Origin of the sequence: Janthinobacterium sp. 13 (genome assembly GCF_002749695.1) — a bacterium.
GTDB classification, from domain to species: domain Bacteria; phylum Pseudomonadota; class Gammaproteobacteria; order Burkholderiales; family Burkholderiaceae_D; genus Janthinobacterium; species Janthinobacterium kumbetense.
In genome coordinates this window covers 3,296,717-3,311,884 of record NZ_PEEQ01000001.1, presented here as the reverse complement: position 1 = coordinate 3,311,884, position 15,168 = coordinate 3,296,717, and the positions used below count along the sequence as shown (strand labels likewise).

Sequence of the window (15,168 nt, the reverse complement as noted above, 5' to 3'; positions counted from 1 at the left end):
CGGTACTTTTTCAGGCCAGAAAAAAGATCTGGCGCAGCGCACAGCCCACCTGTACCACACAGAACACCATGGCAAGGAGCAATAGCCCCAGATGGATTTTTAAAAAGATATCCAGTCGTTCCCGGCCGGCCATGGGCGGCACGGCGGCCGCTTTAAAACGCAGCCCTTTTCCGGCCAGTAGCAATAACACTATGCTGACTGGAAAAGATTGCAGAAAAATACGTCCTGGATACAAAGTCCACGCCAGTCCGATCAGGATGGAAATCAATGCCAGCACATCGCACAAGAGAAATAGATATTTTCTTTTTTGAAAATTCGCCAGCGATGCAAGCAGCCATCCCTTTTCCTTGCCGAATATGCGCTCCAGAACCAGCCATTGCGAACCTGATGAATCGACAGCTATATGCATTGCAAGATTTTTCTTCAATTGAGCCAGTGACATTATCTGCGCACCAATAGCCGCAATATACGCACAGCATATTGCGGCCACGTTACGAGCAGCGGTATCCATCAAGCGGGCATGTTCAACCCGCCATTATCTGTCCGCTTATGCCGAACAATAGGAATTATAGGCATACATCACGCCGGCGCCAATCAAGATGCCGCCACCGAGCGCCTGGCCGCCTGGCACGGTAGCCACGCCCGCACCGACAGTGCCGACACCGCCCCAGAAACCTGCCGTGGCGGTATATTCGCTCGACGACATGCTATCCGAACAAAATGCACGACCGCCCGAGATGTCTTGAATTTCCATTTCCGATAAAACTTGCATTCTTACTCCAGTAATTACATCAACATGGAAAATGTCCATGCGTCACGTCTGCAGAAAACACGATATCGGTAAATAGCATGTCTTCCATCAGATTCGTATTCATTGCATGCGTGAATTACAGGTAATGCATCCGTCCGATAAAATTTATTCAGAGAAACATTGCAAACAATATACCATCGCACAAACAATCGCCCAAATAACTTTATTGGCGAAATAAACAATGGCAAAGCGATTATTCTCCTTATGCGAAAATATCATAAGAATATTTGCATTTTGTTTTATTCAAACCGGGGCTTGAAGAGAAGCGCAATCCGCACCATGCGATGGAAATGCGGATGGCGCTGCGGTACAGGCAAAGCCTGGCGTAAGATGGACGGTATCGTCGGCGAGTGCGCCGGCACCACGTTCAAGGGGAATTGCCTATGCTGCATCGTCACCTGCCCATCCGCGCCAGCCTGCTGCTGGCGGCTCTCGTTTTCACGGCGCCCGCCTGGAGCGCCGATGCTGTCCACAAGGAAACAGTAGAGCTAACGGCAGGCAAGGCTGCGCTCAGCGTGAAAGGCAAGATCAAGGGCTATGCCACGGCCGAATACACGCTGGCAGGCAAGGCGGGCCAGACTCTCGGCGTCAAGCTCAAGACCAATCAACGGTCGAATTATTTCAACCTCCGTCAAGCCGGGCAGGAGGACGCCCTGTTCATCGGCTCGAGCGGCGGCAACAGTTACGAGGCAACGCTGCCGGCCGATGGCGAGTACACGGTGCAAGTGTATTTGATGCGCAATGCGGCGCGCAGGAATGCCGTGGCCAGCTACAGCCTGGAGATGCGGCTGCGCAATTGAGTCTCCGCGGCCATGACAGCGCAAGAGGCGCATTCGCCACCACATGCTCCCCATTGCAAGGGGCCAATAAGATGCGGGAGCGCCGCCCCTGTCTTATCTGGCCGGATGCGCGGCCTGGCGTCGGGCGGCCACGAGCGATTCCAGCACCAGGCCCGTCATCACGGCCAGGACCGGCATCATGGGTTCACGGTATCGGAAGATCACGTAAAACAGCATGTGAACGCCCGTGTAGCACGCAAGCGCCAGCCAGAGCAGGGCGACCTGCCGATTCCTGAGCCTGGGCATCAGCACAGTCCCGATAGCACCGGCAATCAGGAGCAGGAACTGTATCGCCCACAGCAGACGCACAAGCTTTTCTGCCGGCGACTGGTTGCCTTTTCCCGCATGCAGGGGAGGCGTCCAGAAGTACGCCGCTTTTTTCGCTGCCAATGCCAGGAACGCTGCCGGGTGGGCCTTCACCCAGGATATAGCCTCCTGTTTCAAGGTCTCGGAAGCCTGGACTTCCCCCGTTTTCCGAAGGGCATCCCAGGTGGAGCCGCGTGGAGTTTCCGAGATGGAAATGAACATGCCTGTCGCTGCCGGGTTGTTACCTAAATACAGATTGAAGCCGCCATTGGTGTTCAAGACAGGTGCGCCTATCACTTGCATGTTCCGGAGCAGCCATGGGCCGGAAATCACCAGCGCCACGGACAGCGCGAGCATGGCCAGGCTTGCCCGCCGAACCGTCGATGCGGGAGACAGCAGCAACGCCCATGCAAGGACTGCAAGCAGTGACAAGGCGGCATTGCCCGTCAGTGCCAACAGACCGAAGAGTACTCCGCACCCGGTCGCCACGCTCTTCGAGGGCTGGCGTGCCAATCTCAGCGCACACCACATGACACCCAGCATCAGGGGAATCATCAGGTTTTCCTTCGCCAGGTAGATCCCGTAGATGCCGCTTGGCAGATAGAGCGCCCAGGCAGCCGCGGCGATGAGACGCCCCGACCGGCCTGCGCCAGCCTCTTTGGCCACCAGGTAGCACAGCACGATTGCCGCGCCGCCCAGGCACATGTTCACCAGGCGAACCGCCAGCAGATCGTCGCCAAAGAGAAAAAAGACAGGCGCGAGTATCAACAGGGGATAGCCCACGTTATACATCGCGCGGTTGCCCATGCTGTCGACGATGCCATTCCCGCCAAGCAAGTTGAGCGCCATGCTCCTATAGGCAAGTTCATCGCCTTCCGGCACATGCTGGAAGCCCGCAATCGCCGCCGCCCTCAGGGCAAGGCCGATGCCGGCGATGATTGCCAGCCACAGCCAATCTCGCTGTTGTTGGGCATCATGCTTGTCATTCATCAACTCCTCCCCACCAAAAACACCCCGGCACAAATCAGCGCAACGCCCATCACACGGGGCAGGCTGACCTGCTCGCCCAGCAGGCAGGCGATTGGCAGGGTGAGCACGAATCCCAGGCCTGCCAGCGGATAAGCCTTGCTCACCTCCCATTGCGACAGCACGCCCAGCCAGGCCACCGCTCCCAGGCCATACAGGAGGAATCCCCCCAGCACATACTTGTCCGTAAGGATATGCATGAGGGTCATGAAGGACTTGGGCTGCGCCATCATCGCCTGCACCCCGTCACCGGACATGCCGGTCTTCAATGAGAACTGCGCCATGACGGATAGCGCGATGCTCAGGATGGCAATGCAGAACGTGTTCATGGGTAAGTACCCAACACCAGAAAATGCGCGCCCAGCATGATGGCCACCATGGCGCAGACGGTCATGCGGCTGCCGTGGTCCTTGAGGGCGTAGATCACCGGGTCATCGTGCATTTCACCCCGGGAAGTTTTCACCCACAGGCGCGCAAGCCAGTAAATCAATCCCAGGGCAACCAGCCACAGCATCTGCGGGGTGCCGTAGCGCCCCTGCGTTTCCGGTGCACTGATGAACAGCCCGAACACCACCACGGCGGAGAGTGCCGCCCCGCCCCCCAGAGGCCACAACACGGCCAGGTCGCTCACCCGGTAATCCCGTCCACGCGTGGCTGCCTTGCCATTTCCTTCCAGGGTGACCAGCTCCGCACAGCGCTTCACCAGCGCGAGGCTGAGGAACATGAAGACTGAGAAAGCCAGCAACCAGGAACTCGTGGCAGTGCCAATGGCAACGGAACCGGCCAGGATGCGCAAGGTATACAGCAAGGACAGCATGAGCACATCGATCAGCACGTATTCCTTGAGCACCCAGCTATACGCGCTGGTCAGCACCAGGTAAAGCACGAGCATCAGGAGAAAGGCATTCGACACGGACCAGGCCAGAACGAGGGCCAGGAGCAAGGCCCCTGCAGCCACGACCAAGCCCTTCAGAATCGGCAGGCGGCCGCTGGCAAAAGGGCGAAGCCGCTTGCGGGGGTGCGCCCTGTCGCTTTCCAGGTCCCACAGGTCGTTGACCATGTAGGTGGCGGAAGCCGCCAAGGAGAATGCCAGGAAGGCCACGGCCATGGTGGCCATCTTGCCCAGGTCGAGGAAGGAAAATGCCGTCAGCAGGGGCACGAACAGCAGCAGATTCTTTAACCACTGGTGGACACGCAGGGCCCTGAGCCACACGCCAAGTCCGCCGCTCGCTCCCGGAAACTCGCGTTCGATCGGGACGTGCCGCCGCACGGCTTGGGCCGTATTCCAGGCGACATCCACCAGCACCGCCGCCTCGGCGGCTTGCCAGATGGGAATATCTGCCTTGCTGTCGCCGGCATACACAAAGCATGGCCCGACCTGCTCCCGGATGGCTTGCAGCTTGGCCTTGCCCTTGAGGTTGCGACCGGCCTGCGTCGCCAGCACCTTGTCGAACAGGCCCAGGTGCCCGGCCACGTTGCGGGCAATCGAATGGTGGGCCGCCGTCGCCAGGACAATAATGCGGCCCTTGCGCTTTTCCTCGCGCAGGTAATCCAGCAGGCACGCGCGGTAAGGGAGGTGTTCGCCCGAGATGCCGGCATGCGCCGCAATGGCCTCCTTGAAGCCCGCCCGCCCTCGCATGAGCCAGAACGGCATGCGGAGCACATTGAGCGGGGAGTGCTTCAGCACCTGGATGACGGATTCCAGCAGGGTATCGGTTGGCGTCAGCGTGCCGTCAAGATCGACAACCAGGGGCGCTTTGGTCGAAATAGCCACCATTTTCTCCCGATTCTGGTGTGGCATGGCAGATGGAGTGCTGAAAGCAGTGATTAAATTATAGGGGGAGCCACGATGGCGATGACCAACATATATCAAGGAAGGGAGCGGTTATCTGCTTGAGCTGAACGCCCGTAGCACCTGAAAGAGACCTGCAAAAAAAGAGACCCGCAACAACAAATAAAAACGCCTCGCAAATCCAGGATTTGCGAGGCGTTATGTGGCAACGAGCCGTAGTGCGTCTTAGAACGGAATATCGTCATCCATGTCCGAGAAGTTCGGCGCCGGCTTCGGTGCCGGACGTGGCGCCGGGGCTGGTGCCGGACGCGGGGCCGGTGCCTGGCGTGGGGCCGGGGCTTCGTAGCCGCCGCCACCGCCGTAGCTGTCATCGCCACCGCCGGCGTCGCCGCCCATGCCGGAACGGCCGCCCAGCATTTGCATCTGTTCCGCGATGATGTCGGTTGCGTACTTCTCGACGCCGTCCTTGTCCGTGTATTTACGGGTTTGCAGGCGGCCTTCCACGTAGACGGACGAACCTTTTTTCAGGTATTGGCCGACGATTTCCGCCAGGCGGCCGAAGAACGAGATACGGTGCCACTCTGTCAATTCTTTTTGTTCGCCCGTGTTGCGGTCCTTCGATTTGTACGAAGTGGCCACGGCGATGTTGGCGATCGCGTCGCCGCTAGGCATGTAGCGGATTTCCGGGTCACGGCCCAGATTGCCGACGATGATGACTTTGTTGACTGATGCCATGAATAACTCCTGATGAACTGCAGCGGGAGCCGGTGTCCCGCGCGTTAGTTTAGTGTACTAAACGAGGATTATAAGCGACCACGCGGCGCAAAGCACCCGCTTTCTGGCGGACGCACTCTCCCGTGCGGCAGCACGTTTTTTTCACGGCAGGTGAAAACAAGAAACTTGAATACTGGTATTATATACAGTGTTTGAACGTCTGCACGCATCTGTATCAAACTTTGTCAGGGCACGTTCGCCTGGCGGCGCAATCCGCCCGTGGCTGCCTCAGGCATGCAGAGCAAAACCCGGCTATAGTAACAGGTTGACCCGTTGTGGCTCCTCATCTGCACCCAGGCACAATGCGCCGGCCGCACCACTCACTGAAAGCAAGGCAATCACATGGAACAGATCCGCATTCGCGGCGCTCGCACGCATAACCTCAAGAATATCAATCTCGATTTGCCGCGCAATAAACTGATCGTGATTACCGGCCTGTCCGGCTCCGGCAAGTCTTCGCTGGCCTTCGACACCCTGTACGCAGAAGGCCAGCGCCGCTATGTCGAGTCGCTGTCGGCGTATGCGCGCCAGTTCCTGCAGCTGATGGAAAAACCGGACGTCGACCTGATCGAGGGATTATCTCCCGCCATCTCCATCGAACAGAAGGCAACGTCGCACAATCCGCGCTCGACGGTGGGTACCGTGACGGAAATCCACGATTATTTGCGCCTGCTGTATGCGCGCGTCGGCACGCCCTACTGCCCCGACCACCCGGAAAACGCGCTGGCCGCCCAGTCCGTCTCGCAAATGGTCGACGCCGTGCTGGCCATGCCGGAAGACACCAAGCTGATGATCCTGGCGCCCGTCGTCGCCAACCGCAAGGGCGAACACGTGGACCTGTTCGAGCAGATGCAGGCGCAGGGCTTCGTGCGTTTTCGCGTGCAGAGCGGCACGCACGCGGCGAAAATCTATGAAGTCGATGACCTCCCGAAATTAAAGAAAACGGAAAAACACACGATCGACGTCGTCATCGACCGCGTCAAGGTGAACCAGGACATCAAGCAACGCCTGGCGGAAAGTTTCGAGACGGCCCTGCGCCTGGCCGACGGCCGCGCCATTGCTTACGAAATGGATACGGCCCAGGAACACGTGTACTCCAACAAGTTCGCCTGCAATGTGTGTGGCTATTCCCTGCAGGAACTGGAACCGCGGTTGTTCTCGTTCAACAACCCCATGGGCGCCTGCCCCGAATGCGACGGCCTGGGACACATTGAATTCTTTGACCCGAAACGCATCGTCGCGTTCCCGAACCTGTCGCTCGCCTCGGGCGCCGTCAAGGGCTGGGACCGCCGCAACCAGTTTTACTTCCAGATGTTGTCGAACCTGGCCGCGTATTACGAGTTCGACCTGGACATGCCGTTCGAACAGCTGGCACTGAATGCCCAGCAAGCCGTGCTGTACGGTTCCGGCAAGCAAGTGATTCCGTTTACCTATGTCAATGAACGGGGCCGCACCGTCATCAAGGAACACTCGTTCGAAGGCGTGGTCAACAATCTGCAGCGCCGCTACCGGGAAACGGATTCGATGGCCGTCAAGGAAGAGCTGGCCAAGTTCATCAATGAAAAATGCTGCCCCTCATGCGATGGCGCGCGTCTGCGCGTGGAGGCGCGCTTCGTCAAGGTCGGCACGGGCAAGCAGCAGCGGGCCATCTATGAAGTGGCGGAAAAACCGCTGCGCGAGACGCTGGAATTCTTTGAAAAACTGAAACTGACGGGCGCCAAGAAAGAGATTGCCGACCGCGTGGTCAAGGAAATCATTTCTCGCCTGAAATTCCTCAACAATGTGGGCCTCGATTACCTGTCGCTGGACCGCAGCGCCGACACGCTGTCCGGCGGCGAAGCACAACGCATCCGCCTGGCGTCGCAGATCGGCTCCGGTTTGACGGGCGTCATGTATGTGCTCGATGAACCGTCGATCGGCTTGCATCAGCGCGATAATGACCGCTTGATCGAAACCTTGAAACACTTGCGCGACATCGGCAACAGCGTGCTGGTGGTCGAGCATGACGAAGACGCCATCCGCACGGCCGACTATATCGTCGACATGGGCATCGGCGCGGGCGTGCACGGCGGCGAAATCATCGCCGAAGGCACCTTGCCCGAGATCTTGAAGAACAAGAAATCGCTGACGGCGCAGTACCTGAACGGCAAGCTGAAAATCGCCGTGCCGGCCAAGCGCCACGCCAGCAATCCGGAAAAGCAGTTGCTCATTACTGGCGCGACGGGCAACAACCTGAAGAAGGTGTCGCTGAGCTTGCCGGTGGGCTTGATGACGTGCGTCACGGGCGTGTCCGGCTCGGGCAAGTCGTCGCTCGTCAACGATACCTTGTATCCTGCCCTGTCGCGCCATTTGTATGGTTCGCAGACGGAACCGGCGCCGCACGACTCGATCAGCGGCCTGGAACACTTCGACAAGGTCATTTCCGTCGACCAGGCGCCGATCGGCCGCACGCCGCGCTCGAATCCCGCCACCTACACGGGCTTGTTTACGCCGATCCGCGACCTGTTCTCCACCGTGCCGACGGCCAAGGAACGCGGTTACAGCGCGGGCCGCTTCTCGTTCAACGTGAAGGGCGGACGCTGCGAAGCGTGCCAGGGCGATGGCGTGATCAAGGTCGAGATGCATTTCTTGCCCGACGTCTACGTGCCATGCGACGTGTGCCACGGCAAGCGCTACAACCGCGAAACGCTGGAAGTGCAATACAAGGGCAAGAACATCACCGAAGTGCTGGGCATGACGGTGGAAGAGGCGCATGAATTCTTCAAGCCGGTCCCCTTGATCGCGCGCAAGCTGCAAACCCTGCTCGACGTGGGCCTGGGCTACATCAAGCTGGGGCAAAGCGCCACCACCCTGTCCGGCGGCGAGGCGCAGCGCGTGAAACTGTCGCTGGAATTGTCCAAGCGCGACACGGGCCGCACCCTGTACATCCTCGATGAACCGACGACGGGCTTGCACTTCCACGACATCGACTTGCTGCTCAAAGTCATCCACCGCCTGCGCGACCAGGGCAACACCCTCGTCATCATCGAGCACAACCTGGACGTCATCAAGACGGCCGACTGGATCGTCGACCTGGGTCCCGAAGGGGGTGCCGGCGGCGGCCAGATCATCGCCACGGGCACGCCGGAAGACGTGGCCCTGAATCCGGCCAGCGTGACGGGTAAATACCTGGGGCCGCTGCTCAAGCAATAAGCCGCGCCTCCCGCTCGATCCCCCGGCCAATGATCTTGCCCGGGGGATTTTTCTATGGGAAACTATTTTCTCTGGTCACAGCACCGGCTTTCAGAGAAAACATGCCGCACTTCCCTTCACGTTTATCCAGCTGGGTTCGCCATTGCGTAACCACGTCATGGTTGCTGTCGTCCAGCGTGGCGGTGGCGTGTTCCTGCATGCAGGGGATATCCGGCGAGTTCCTCCATGCGGCACCGGCCGCATCCGGCAAGCCGGCCGTGGTCACGGTGCCTGCCAATGCACGCGGCATCCTGTTTCTTCCAAATCAATCTCCCGATTTCCTGCTCAGGGATCAGGATGGCCATATCCTTGTCGGCCCGCCAGTCCCCCTTTCCACCAAGCGGTTTCGTATTATCGAGCGCGGTACGGGGCGCAAGCTGACACCGGTGGCGGTACGATTGCGCGTGGAAAAACAGGTGGGCGTACAGCCCTATATTTACTATCTGGCCAGCCCGGAAATGCAGCAATGCGCCGAAGAGAAGAACGCGTCCATGCCGATATGCCGCAGAGTGAAAGCCATGGAACGGAGCTGGGACAAACCGGAACCGGAGGGGCCGAGCGATGCCGTCAAGCGCTTCGCCATGCAGCAGGGCTTGCGTGAGGTCAGCGAGGAAATCGATGCCTCCTATGGCTTATACAGGATCGAGGCGCGCGAAGGCTTCAAGCCTGGCAAGCTGTACGACATCAGCTATCGCTCTACAGGGCGCAAGCTAACAGCGGTGCTGCGCATGGGCACCACGCCCTTGCGCATCAATGCCCCAGGCCAATTTTCCATTCGCACAGACGGCGCACCGCGGCGTGAGCGTTTGCAGATGGCGCAGGGTGGCACTTGCTCCAGGACCGCCAAGCTGGCCAGCCAGCCCTTGCAACTGGCTTGGCCACCAGCCTACGACGCGTATGAGTCGCTTGTGATGTACTTCATGCGGCACAAATTACATCAGGAAGACAGGCAGCAAACCGCGCCGCCAGGACGCTTTTTTTCATTCCAATACTGGCCGTCCCTGTGTACCGACATCGCCCATGGCAGCAGCTTTCATGGCAATGGCCGCGAACTGGCGGTCGGCGATTGCCAGGCGCCTGCCGCACGCGAGGTCAAGGCCTACGCAGGCGTGCTGGAAGTGGAGGACCGCTTGCATGAGACAGCGCCCCTGTCAGTCACATTTCCAAAGGCAAAGCCGGATGAATGTCCAGCAATGATGGACGAGGTCTATCCGATTTATTTCGTGCCGGCCCAGACAGGCTAGACGCCTCGAACGCGCCATAAAAAACGGCGCGGATTGCTCATGCAATCCGCGCCGTTTCTCTTTTTGCTAGCACCCCAGTCATTGCCGGCGTGTCATTTATCTCACGCCAGTCTTTGCCGGCGTGTTTCTCCCCCACTACAACTCTTCACACCTGACAAGCTTGTCAGGCGCCGCTTGACGCTAACTTACGCACTCAGCCGCTTTTCCAGCGCCGCCTTGTGACCTGCCAATTCCTGCGGCAGATGATACGCGAGTTTTTCAAACAACTCCGTATGCAATTTCAATTCTTCCACCCACGCGGCCTTGTCGATCGAGGTGATGGTGTCGAACTGTTCTTGCGTGAATGGCAAGCCATCCCAGTTCAGGTCGCCATACTGCGGCGTCGTGCCGAACAGGTTTTCCACGCCGCCCGCCTTGCCTTCGATCCGCTCCAGCATCCATTTGAGCACGCGCATGTTGTCGCCAAAGCCAGGCCAGACGAATTTGCCAGCCTCGTCCGTACGGAACCAGTTGACGCAATAGATCTTCGGCAGGGCAGCCGGGTTGACCTTGCCCACCTTGACGCCCATGTCCAGCCAGTGCTGGAAGTAATCGCTCATGTTATAGCCGATAAACGGCAACATGGCAAATGGATCGCGGCGCACGACGCCCATCTGGCCCACGGCCGCGGCCGTCGTTTCCGAGCCCATGGTGGCGGCCATGTAGACGCCCTCGACCCAGTTGCGCGCTTCGGTGACGAGCGGCACGGTGGTGGAGCGGCGACCGCCGAAGATGAAGGCCGAGATCGGCACGCCGGCCGGGTCGTCCCAGGCGGCGTCGATCACAGGGTTTTGCGTTGCCGCAACCGTGAAGCGCGCGTTCGGGTGCGCCGCCTTGGTGCCGGACGCTGGCGTCCAGTCCTTGCCCTGCCAGTCGATCAGGTGGCTTGGTGCTTCTTTCGTCAAGCCTTCCCACCAGACGTCGCCATCGTCCGTCAGCGCCACGTTGGTGAAGATCGTGTTGTCGCGCATGGACGCCATGCAGTTGTAATTGGTTTTTTCGTTGGTGCCCGGCGCCACGCCAAAATAACCGGCTTCCGGGTTGATGGCGTACAGGCGGCCGTCGGCGCCCGGCTTGATCCAGGCGATATCGTCGCCGATGGTGGTCACTTTCCAGCCGTTAAAACTTGCTGGCGGGATCAGCATGGCGAAGTTGGTCTTGCCGCAAGCGGACGGGAACGCTGCCGCCACGTAGTGTTTCTTGCCTTCCGGCGATTCCACGCCGAGGATCAGCATGTGTTCGGCCAGCCAGCCCGGATTGCTGTCCGATGCTTGCGCTTCCTGGTAGCCCATGTTGGAGGCGATGCGCAGGGCGAAACATTTCTTGCCCAGCAAGGCGTTGCCGCCGTAGCCCGAACCGAAGGACCAGATTTCGCGCGTTTCCGGGAAGTGCACGATGTATTTGGTGCTGTTGCACGGCCATTTCACGTCGGCCTGGCCGGCGGCCAGCGGTGCGCCCACGCTGTGTACGCACGGCACGAACTCGCCATCCGTGCCCAGCACGTCGTACACGGCACGGCCCATGCGGGTCATGATCTTCATGTTGACGGCGACATAGGGCGAATCGGACAGTTCCACGCCGATGTGCGCGATCGGCGAACCCAGCGGGCCCATCGAGAAGGGCACGACGTACATGGTGCGGCCGCGCATGCAGCCATCGAACAGGCCGTTCAAGGTGTGGCGCATTTCGCCGGGCTCGGTCCAGTTATTCGTCGGGCCGGCCGCTTCTTTCGTTGCCGAGCAGATATACGTGCGGTCTTCGACGCGGGCCACGTCGCTCGGATCGGAGCAGGCCAGGTAGGAATTCGGGCGCTTTTGCGCATTCAGTTTTTTCATGGTGCCGCTGGCAACCATTTCAGCGCACAGGCGCTCGTACTCTTCTTGCGAACCATCGCACCAGTAAATACGCTCTGGCTTGGTCAGCGCAGCAATGTCGGCCACCCAGTTGATCAGTTTCTGTTGTTTAATATAAGCTGGGACGTTGAGTGCGGCGACGCCACCCATGACGGGCTGATTCATATTACCTCCAATACCAATAAAAGAAATTCTGGTCATTCCGGCAAGACAGGCAGCATCGTTGAGAGGTGGCTGCGGCTCACTGCGGGCGGTATGCTCACGCGGGCAGGGCTCTGGTGTCGTTTACCTGGATCATGCACCCAGGCTGCAGGAACAGTTTGCGCTATAACTATAATCAGGAAGCTTCAAAAGTGCCGGCGATTGTACACCCGCGTAACGGCTATTCTCGCAAAAATGTAGGAGAATAGCTTGACTAATGTAGTAGGCTATTCAGCATTTCCCGTATCCTGTTATTTCCCTACCAAATCCTCACTAAAATCGGCCATCCACCATGAAAATTGCCATACTCGATGATTACCAGGATGCCGTGCGCGGCCTCGATTGCTTCCAGTTGCTCGATGGCCACGAGGTCAAGGTCTTCAGCAACACGGCGCGGGGCCTGGGCCAGCTGGCGATCCGCCTGGCGCCATACGACGCGCTTGTGCTGATTCGCGAACGCAGCAGTTTCAACCGCGCCTTGCTGTCGAAATTGCCGAACCTGAAACTGATTTCGCAAACGGGCAAGGTCAGCGGGCACATCGACGTGCCGGCCGCCACCGAGCTGGGCATCGCCATCGCGGAAGGCATCGGCTCGCCCACGGCGCCGGCCGAACTGACGTGGGCGCTGATCATGGCGGCGCAGCGCAAGATCGTGCCGTACGCGCAACATTTACAGGAAGGGCTGTGGCAGACGTCGTCGCTGGAGCCACAGCGCAATACGCTCGGCACGGTATTGAAAGGGCGTACCCTGGCGATCTGGGGCTACGGCAAGATCGGGCAATTGATCGCCGGCTATGGCCGCGCCTTCGGCATGACCATCCTCGTGTGGGGCAGCGAAGCGAGCCGCGCGGCGGCCGTGGCGGCCGGCGATACGGCGGCCACGTCGCGGGAAGCCTTCTTTGAACAGGCCGACGTCTTGACCCTGCACCTGCGCCTGTCCGATGCGACGCGTGGCCTGGTAACAGCCGAGGACCTGGCGCGCATGAAGCCGACGTCCCTGTTCGTCAACACGAGCCGCGCCGAGCTGGTGATGGAGGGCGCGCTGGAAGCGGCGCTGCCGCAGGGTCGCCCGGGCGCCGCCGCGCTGGACGTATTTACGGACGAGCCGCTGCCGCCAGGCTCGCCATTGCTGCTGCTGCCGAACGTGCTGGCCACGCCGCACCTGGGCTACGTCGAGCGTGACAGCTATGAACTGTATTTCCGCTACGCCTTGCAAAACATCGTCGATTTTGCGCAAGGTCAATGCACGCGCCTGCTCAATCCCGAGGCGCTGGCGCATGCGCGGCAAGCTCCTCAGGAACGCTGAAAGCCCTTCAGCAGGTCCGGCTCGCCCGTGATGCGGATGGCGGGCGCGGGCAACACGTGCCGGCCGCGCCACAGGCCGGCCCAGCCGGGCGGCCAGGCGATGTCCGGTCCGGCGTACGGCGCCACGCCGGCGCGCACGGCGACGACCGGCACGGGCGGCATGTCGGGCAAGGGCTCGCCTGGCGTGCGCTGCATGTCCAGGCTGTACATGTAATGGGGCAATAAAGCATCGCAGACGCGGCCAAACCAGTCGCTATGGTCATCGTCGCGTCCCAGCGCCTGCGCCAGGCCCTGCGGGTCGAAACGGGCCAGGGCATCGATCAGCTCGCCAGTGGTGGCGCCGGGCGTATCGCCCCAGCCCATCACCGGGTTGACGTTGTAGTCGGCGCCCGAACCGTACCAGCCTTCGCGCCAGGGCCGCTGCATCCAGTCGCGCGGCCCCGTAAACAAATGCCAGCGCCAGTGCAGGCCGGACGGCTTGGGCCAGGAATACAGATACAGCTTCTGATAGCCGGCCTGGTGCAGCTCGCGCACCATGGCCATCAGGCGCGCATGCGGCATGCGGTCCGGCGGCGCGCGGCGAAACAGGATCGCTTCGCCATCGGCAAACTGCACGTCGTCGGTCGACAGGTTCAGGTCCAGGGTCCGCGCTTCGCTGCCGAAACGGGCGGCGATCCAGCCCGTCAGCAAATTGACGGACGTGATCACCCCGTAACCGCGGTGGCGGTGAAAAATGACGGTGCCGGGAGCGAGCGCTTTCATACGGAGTCGGGGTGGCAGGCAAACAAAGAAACCAGTGTACTCACAGATGACCAAATTTTCCAGATGCGGCGCGGTAGCGGGGCCCAGGCACGCTGGCTCATCTGCGGCGGCATTCACGCAACGCTGCCAATCCACGCTATCATGCGCGTCATTCTCCACTGACATCGTGACCACATCATGACTTTGCGCATACTCGCCACTGGCGGCACTTTCGACAAACACTACAACGAATTGAACGGTACCCTGGGCTTTTCCGACAGTCATTTGCCGGCAGCGATTGCCCGCGCGCGCATGACGGCGCCCGTGGCGCTGGAGCAATTGCCCCTGCTCGATTCGCTCGACATGCAGGATGCGGATCGCCAGCGCGTGCTGGCCTCGTGCCGCGCGGCACAGGAAAAAGCCATCGTCATCATCCACGGCACCGACACCATGCGCGAAACGGCGCAGGTGCTGGGCGCGGCGAACCTGCAGCAAACGGTCATTTTGACGGGCGCCATGATTCCCTACGAAATCGACAACTCCGATGCCCTGTTCAACCTGGGCTTTGCCTGCGGCGTGGCGCAAACCTTGCCAGCCGGCGTGTACGTGGCCATGAATGGCCAGATCTTCGCCTGGGACAATGTGCAAAAGAACCGCGCCGCCGGCGTGTTCCAGCCCTTGTAAGCCGATGGCAGGACAGGGGGTAAAAGCAGACCGGCCCGCGGCCTGACTGGCCCTCTGTCACAATTCGACCAGCCCGTTTTCAACGGGCTTTTTTTATGTCTTTTTGCCTTTCACAAATTCTGCGAAACCACAGAACTCGTCGAATTATTGCAGGTAAAACATCAAATTGCCAATATAATAATTTTGTGTTGTAAAAAAACGCCATTGATCATTTTTAAAAACACCGATATTATTAAATATAAAACTGCAATTTAACAATTAAATTAAATATTCTTCTGTATCCATAATTTATTGCCAAATCCGACACGGTTGATATGCATTT

The 15,168-nt window shown here is 59.7% G+C and carries 13 protein-coding genes; 5 read left to right on the top strand and 8 right to left on the bottom strand.

Going from position 1 to position 15,168, the window contains the following annotated elements; translation table 11 throughout:
- Window positions 1–10 precede the first annotated feature (10 nt).
- Entirely contained in the window at window positions 11–511 is a 501-nt protein-coding gene (locus CLU94_RS14570) for a hypothetical protein (protein WP_143451414.1), read from the bottom strand.
- 36 nt (window positions 512–547) lie between these two features.
- Window positions 548–811: a hypothetical protein gene (locus tag CLU94_RS14565; RefSeq protein ID WP_143451413.1), complete on the bottom strand. Its 264-nt coding sequence runs from the start codon at window positions 809–811 to the stop codon at window positions 548–550.
- Window positions 812–1,194: 383 nt separating this feature from the next.
- Between CLU94_RS14565 and CLU94_RS14560 the strand changes: the two genes are divergently transcribed.
- Window positions 1,195–1,611, top strand: coding sequence for a hypothetical protein (locus CLU94_RS14560; RefSeq protein ID WP_099666123.1), 417 nt, complete (start codon window positions 1,195–1,197; stop codon window positions 1,609–1,611).
- Between the two features lie 93 nt (window positions 1,612–1,704).
- Here CLU94_RS14560 and CLU94_RS14555 read toward each other — a convergent pair whose 3' ends face one another.
- The 4 genes from CLU94_RS14555 to ssb form a co-directional block, all read right to left on the bottom strand.
- Window positions 1,705–2,946: an ArnT family glycosyltransferase gene (locus CLU94_RS14555; RefSeq protein ID WP_099666122.1), complete on the bottom strand. Its 1,242-nt coding sequence runs from the start codon at window positions 2,944–2,946 to the stop codon at window positions 1,705–1,707.
- Window positions 2,946–3,311, bottom strand: a complete 366-nt coding sequence (locus CLU94_RS14550) for a hypothetical protein (RefSeq protein ID WP_077398178.1) — start codon at window positions 3,309–3,311, stop codon at window positions 2,946–2,948. The genes CLU94_RS14555 and CLU94_RS14550 overlap by 1 nt, the downstream gene beginning before the upstream one ends.
- On the bottom strand, window positions 3,308–4,783 hold the full coding sequence (locus CLU94_RS14545) for a UbiA family prenyltransferase (RefSeq protein ID WP_180278663.1): 1,476 nt from the start codon (window positions 4,781–4,783) through the stop codon (window positions 3,308–3,310). The genes CLU94_RS14550 and CLU94_RS14545 overlap by 4 nt, the downstream gene beginning before the upstream one ends.
- Window positions 4,784–4,999: 216 nt before the next feature.
- Complete coding sequence (ssb, locus tag CLU94_RS14540) at window positions 5,000–5,509, bottom strand: single-stranded DNA-binding protein (protein WP_034781209.1); 510 nt, start codon at window positions 5,507–5,509, stop codon at window positions 5,000–5,002.
- 381 nt (window positions 5,510–5,890) lie between these two features.
- On the opposite strand from ssb, the gene uvrA reads away from it, so the two are divergent.
- The gene (gene uvrA / locus CLU94_RS14535; protein WP_099666120.1) at window positions 5,891–8,740 is read left to right on the top strand and encodes an excinuclease ABC subunit UvrA; all 2,850 of its coding nucleotides are present in this window, start codon (window positions 5,891–5,893) and stop codon (window positions 8,738–8,740) included.
- Between the two features lie 197 nt (window positions 8,741–8,937).
- The gene (locus CLU94_RS14525) at window positions 8,938–10,023 is read left to right on the top strand and encodes a hypothetical protein (protein WP_218965294.1); all 1,086 of its coding nucleotides are present in this window, start codon (window positions 8,938–8,940) and stop codon (window positions 10,021–10,023) included.
- 185 nt (window positions 10,024–10,208) lie between these two features.
- On the opposite strand, the gene CLU94_RS14520 is transcribed toward CLU94_RS14525, so the two are convergent.
- Entirely contained in the window at window positions 10,209–12,080 is a 1,872-nt protein-coding gene (locus CLU94_RS14520) for a phosphoenolpyruvate carboxykinase (GTP) (protein WP_099666117.1), read from the bottom strand.
- Between the two features lie 328 nt (window positions 12,081–12,408).
- Here CLU94_RS14520 and CLU94_RS14515 point away from each other — a divergent pair, with 328 nt between their 5' ends.
- Complete coding sequence (locus tag CLU94_RS14515; RefSeq protein WP_099666116.1) at window positions 12,409–13,422, top strand: D-2-hydroxyacid dehydrogenase family protein; 1,014 nt, start codon at window positions 12,409–12,411, stop codon at window positions 13,420–13,422.
- Here CLU94_RS14515 and CLU94_RS14510 read toward each other — a convergent pair.
- A complete protein-coding gene (locus tag CLU94_RS14510; RefSeq protein ID WP_099666115.1) occupies window positions 13,410–14,183 on the bottom strand; it encodes an L-asparaginase in 774 nt (257 codons plus the stop codon). The two genes, CLU94_RS14515 and CLU94_RS14510, sit on opposite strands and share 13 nt — an antisense overlap.
- Window positions 14,184–14,360: 177 nt before the next feature.
- Between CLU94_RS14510 and CLU94_RS14505 the strand changes: the two genes are divergently transcribed.
- Window positions 14,361–14,846: an asparaginase domain-containing protein gene (locus CLU94_RS14505; protein WP_034781194.1), complete on the top strand. Its 486-nt coding sequence runs from the start codon at window positions 14,361–14,363 to the stop codon at window positions 14,844–14,846.
- Window positions 14,847–15,168: the final 322 nt, after the last annotated feature.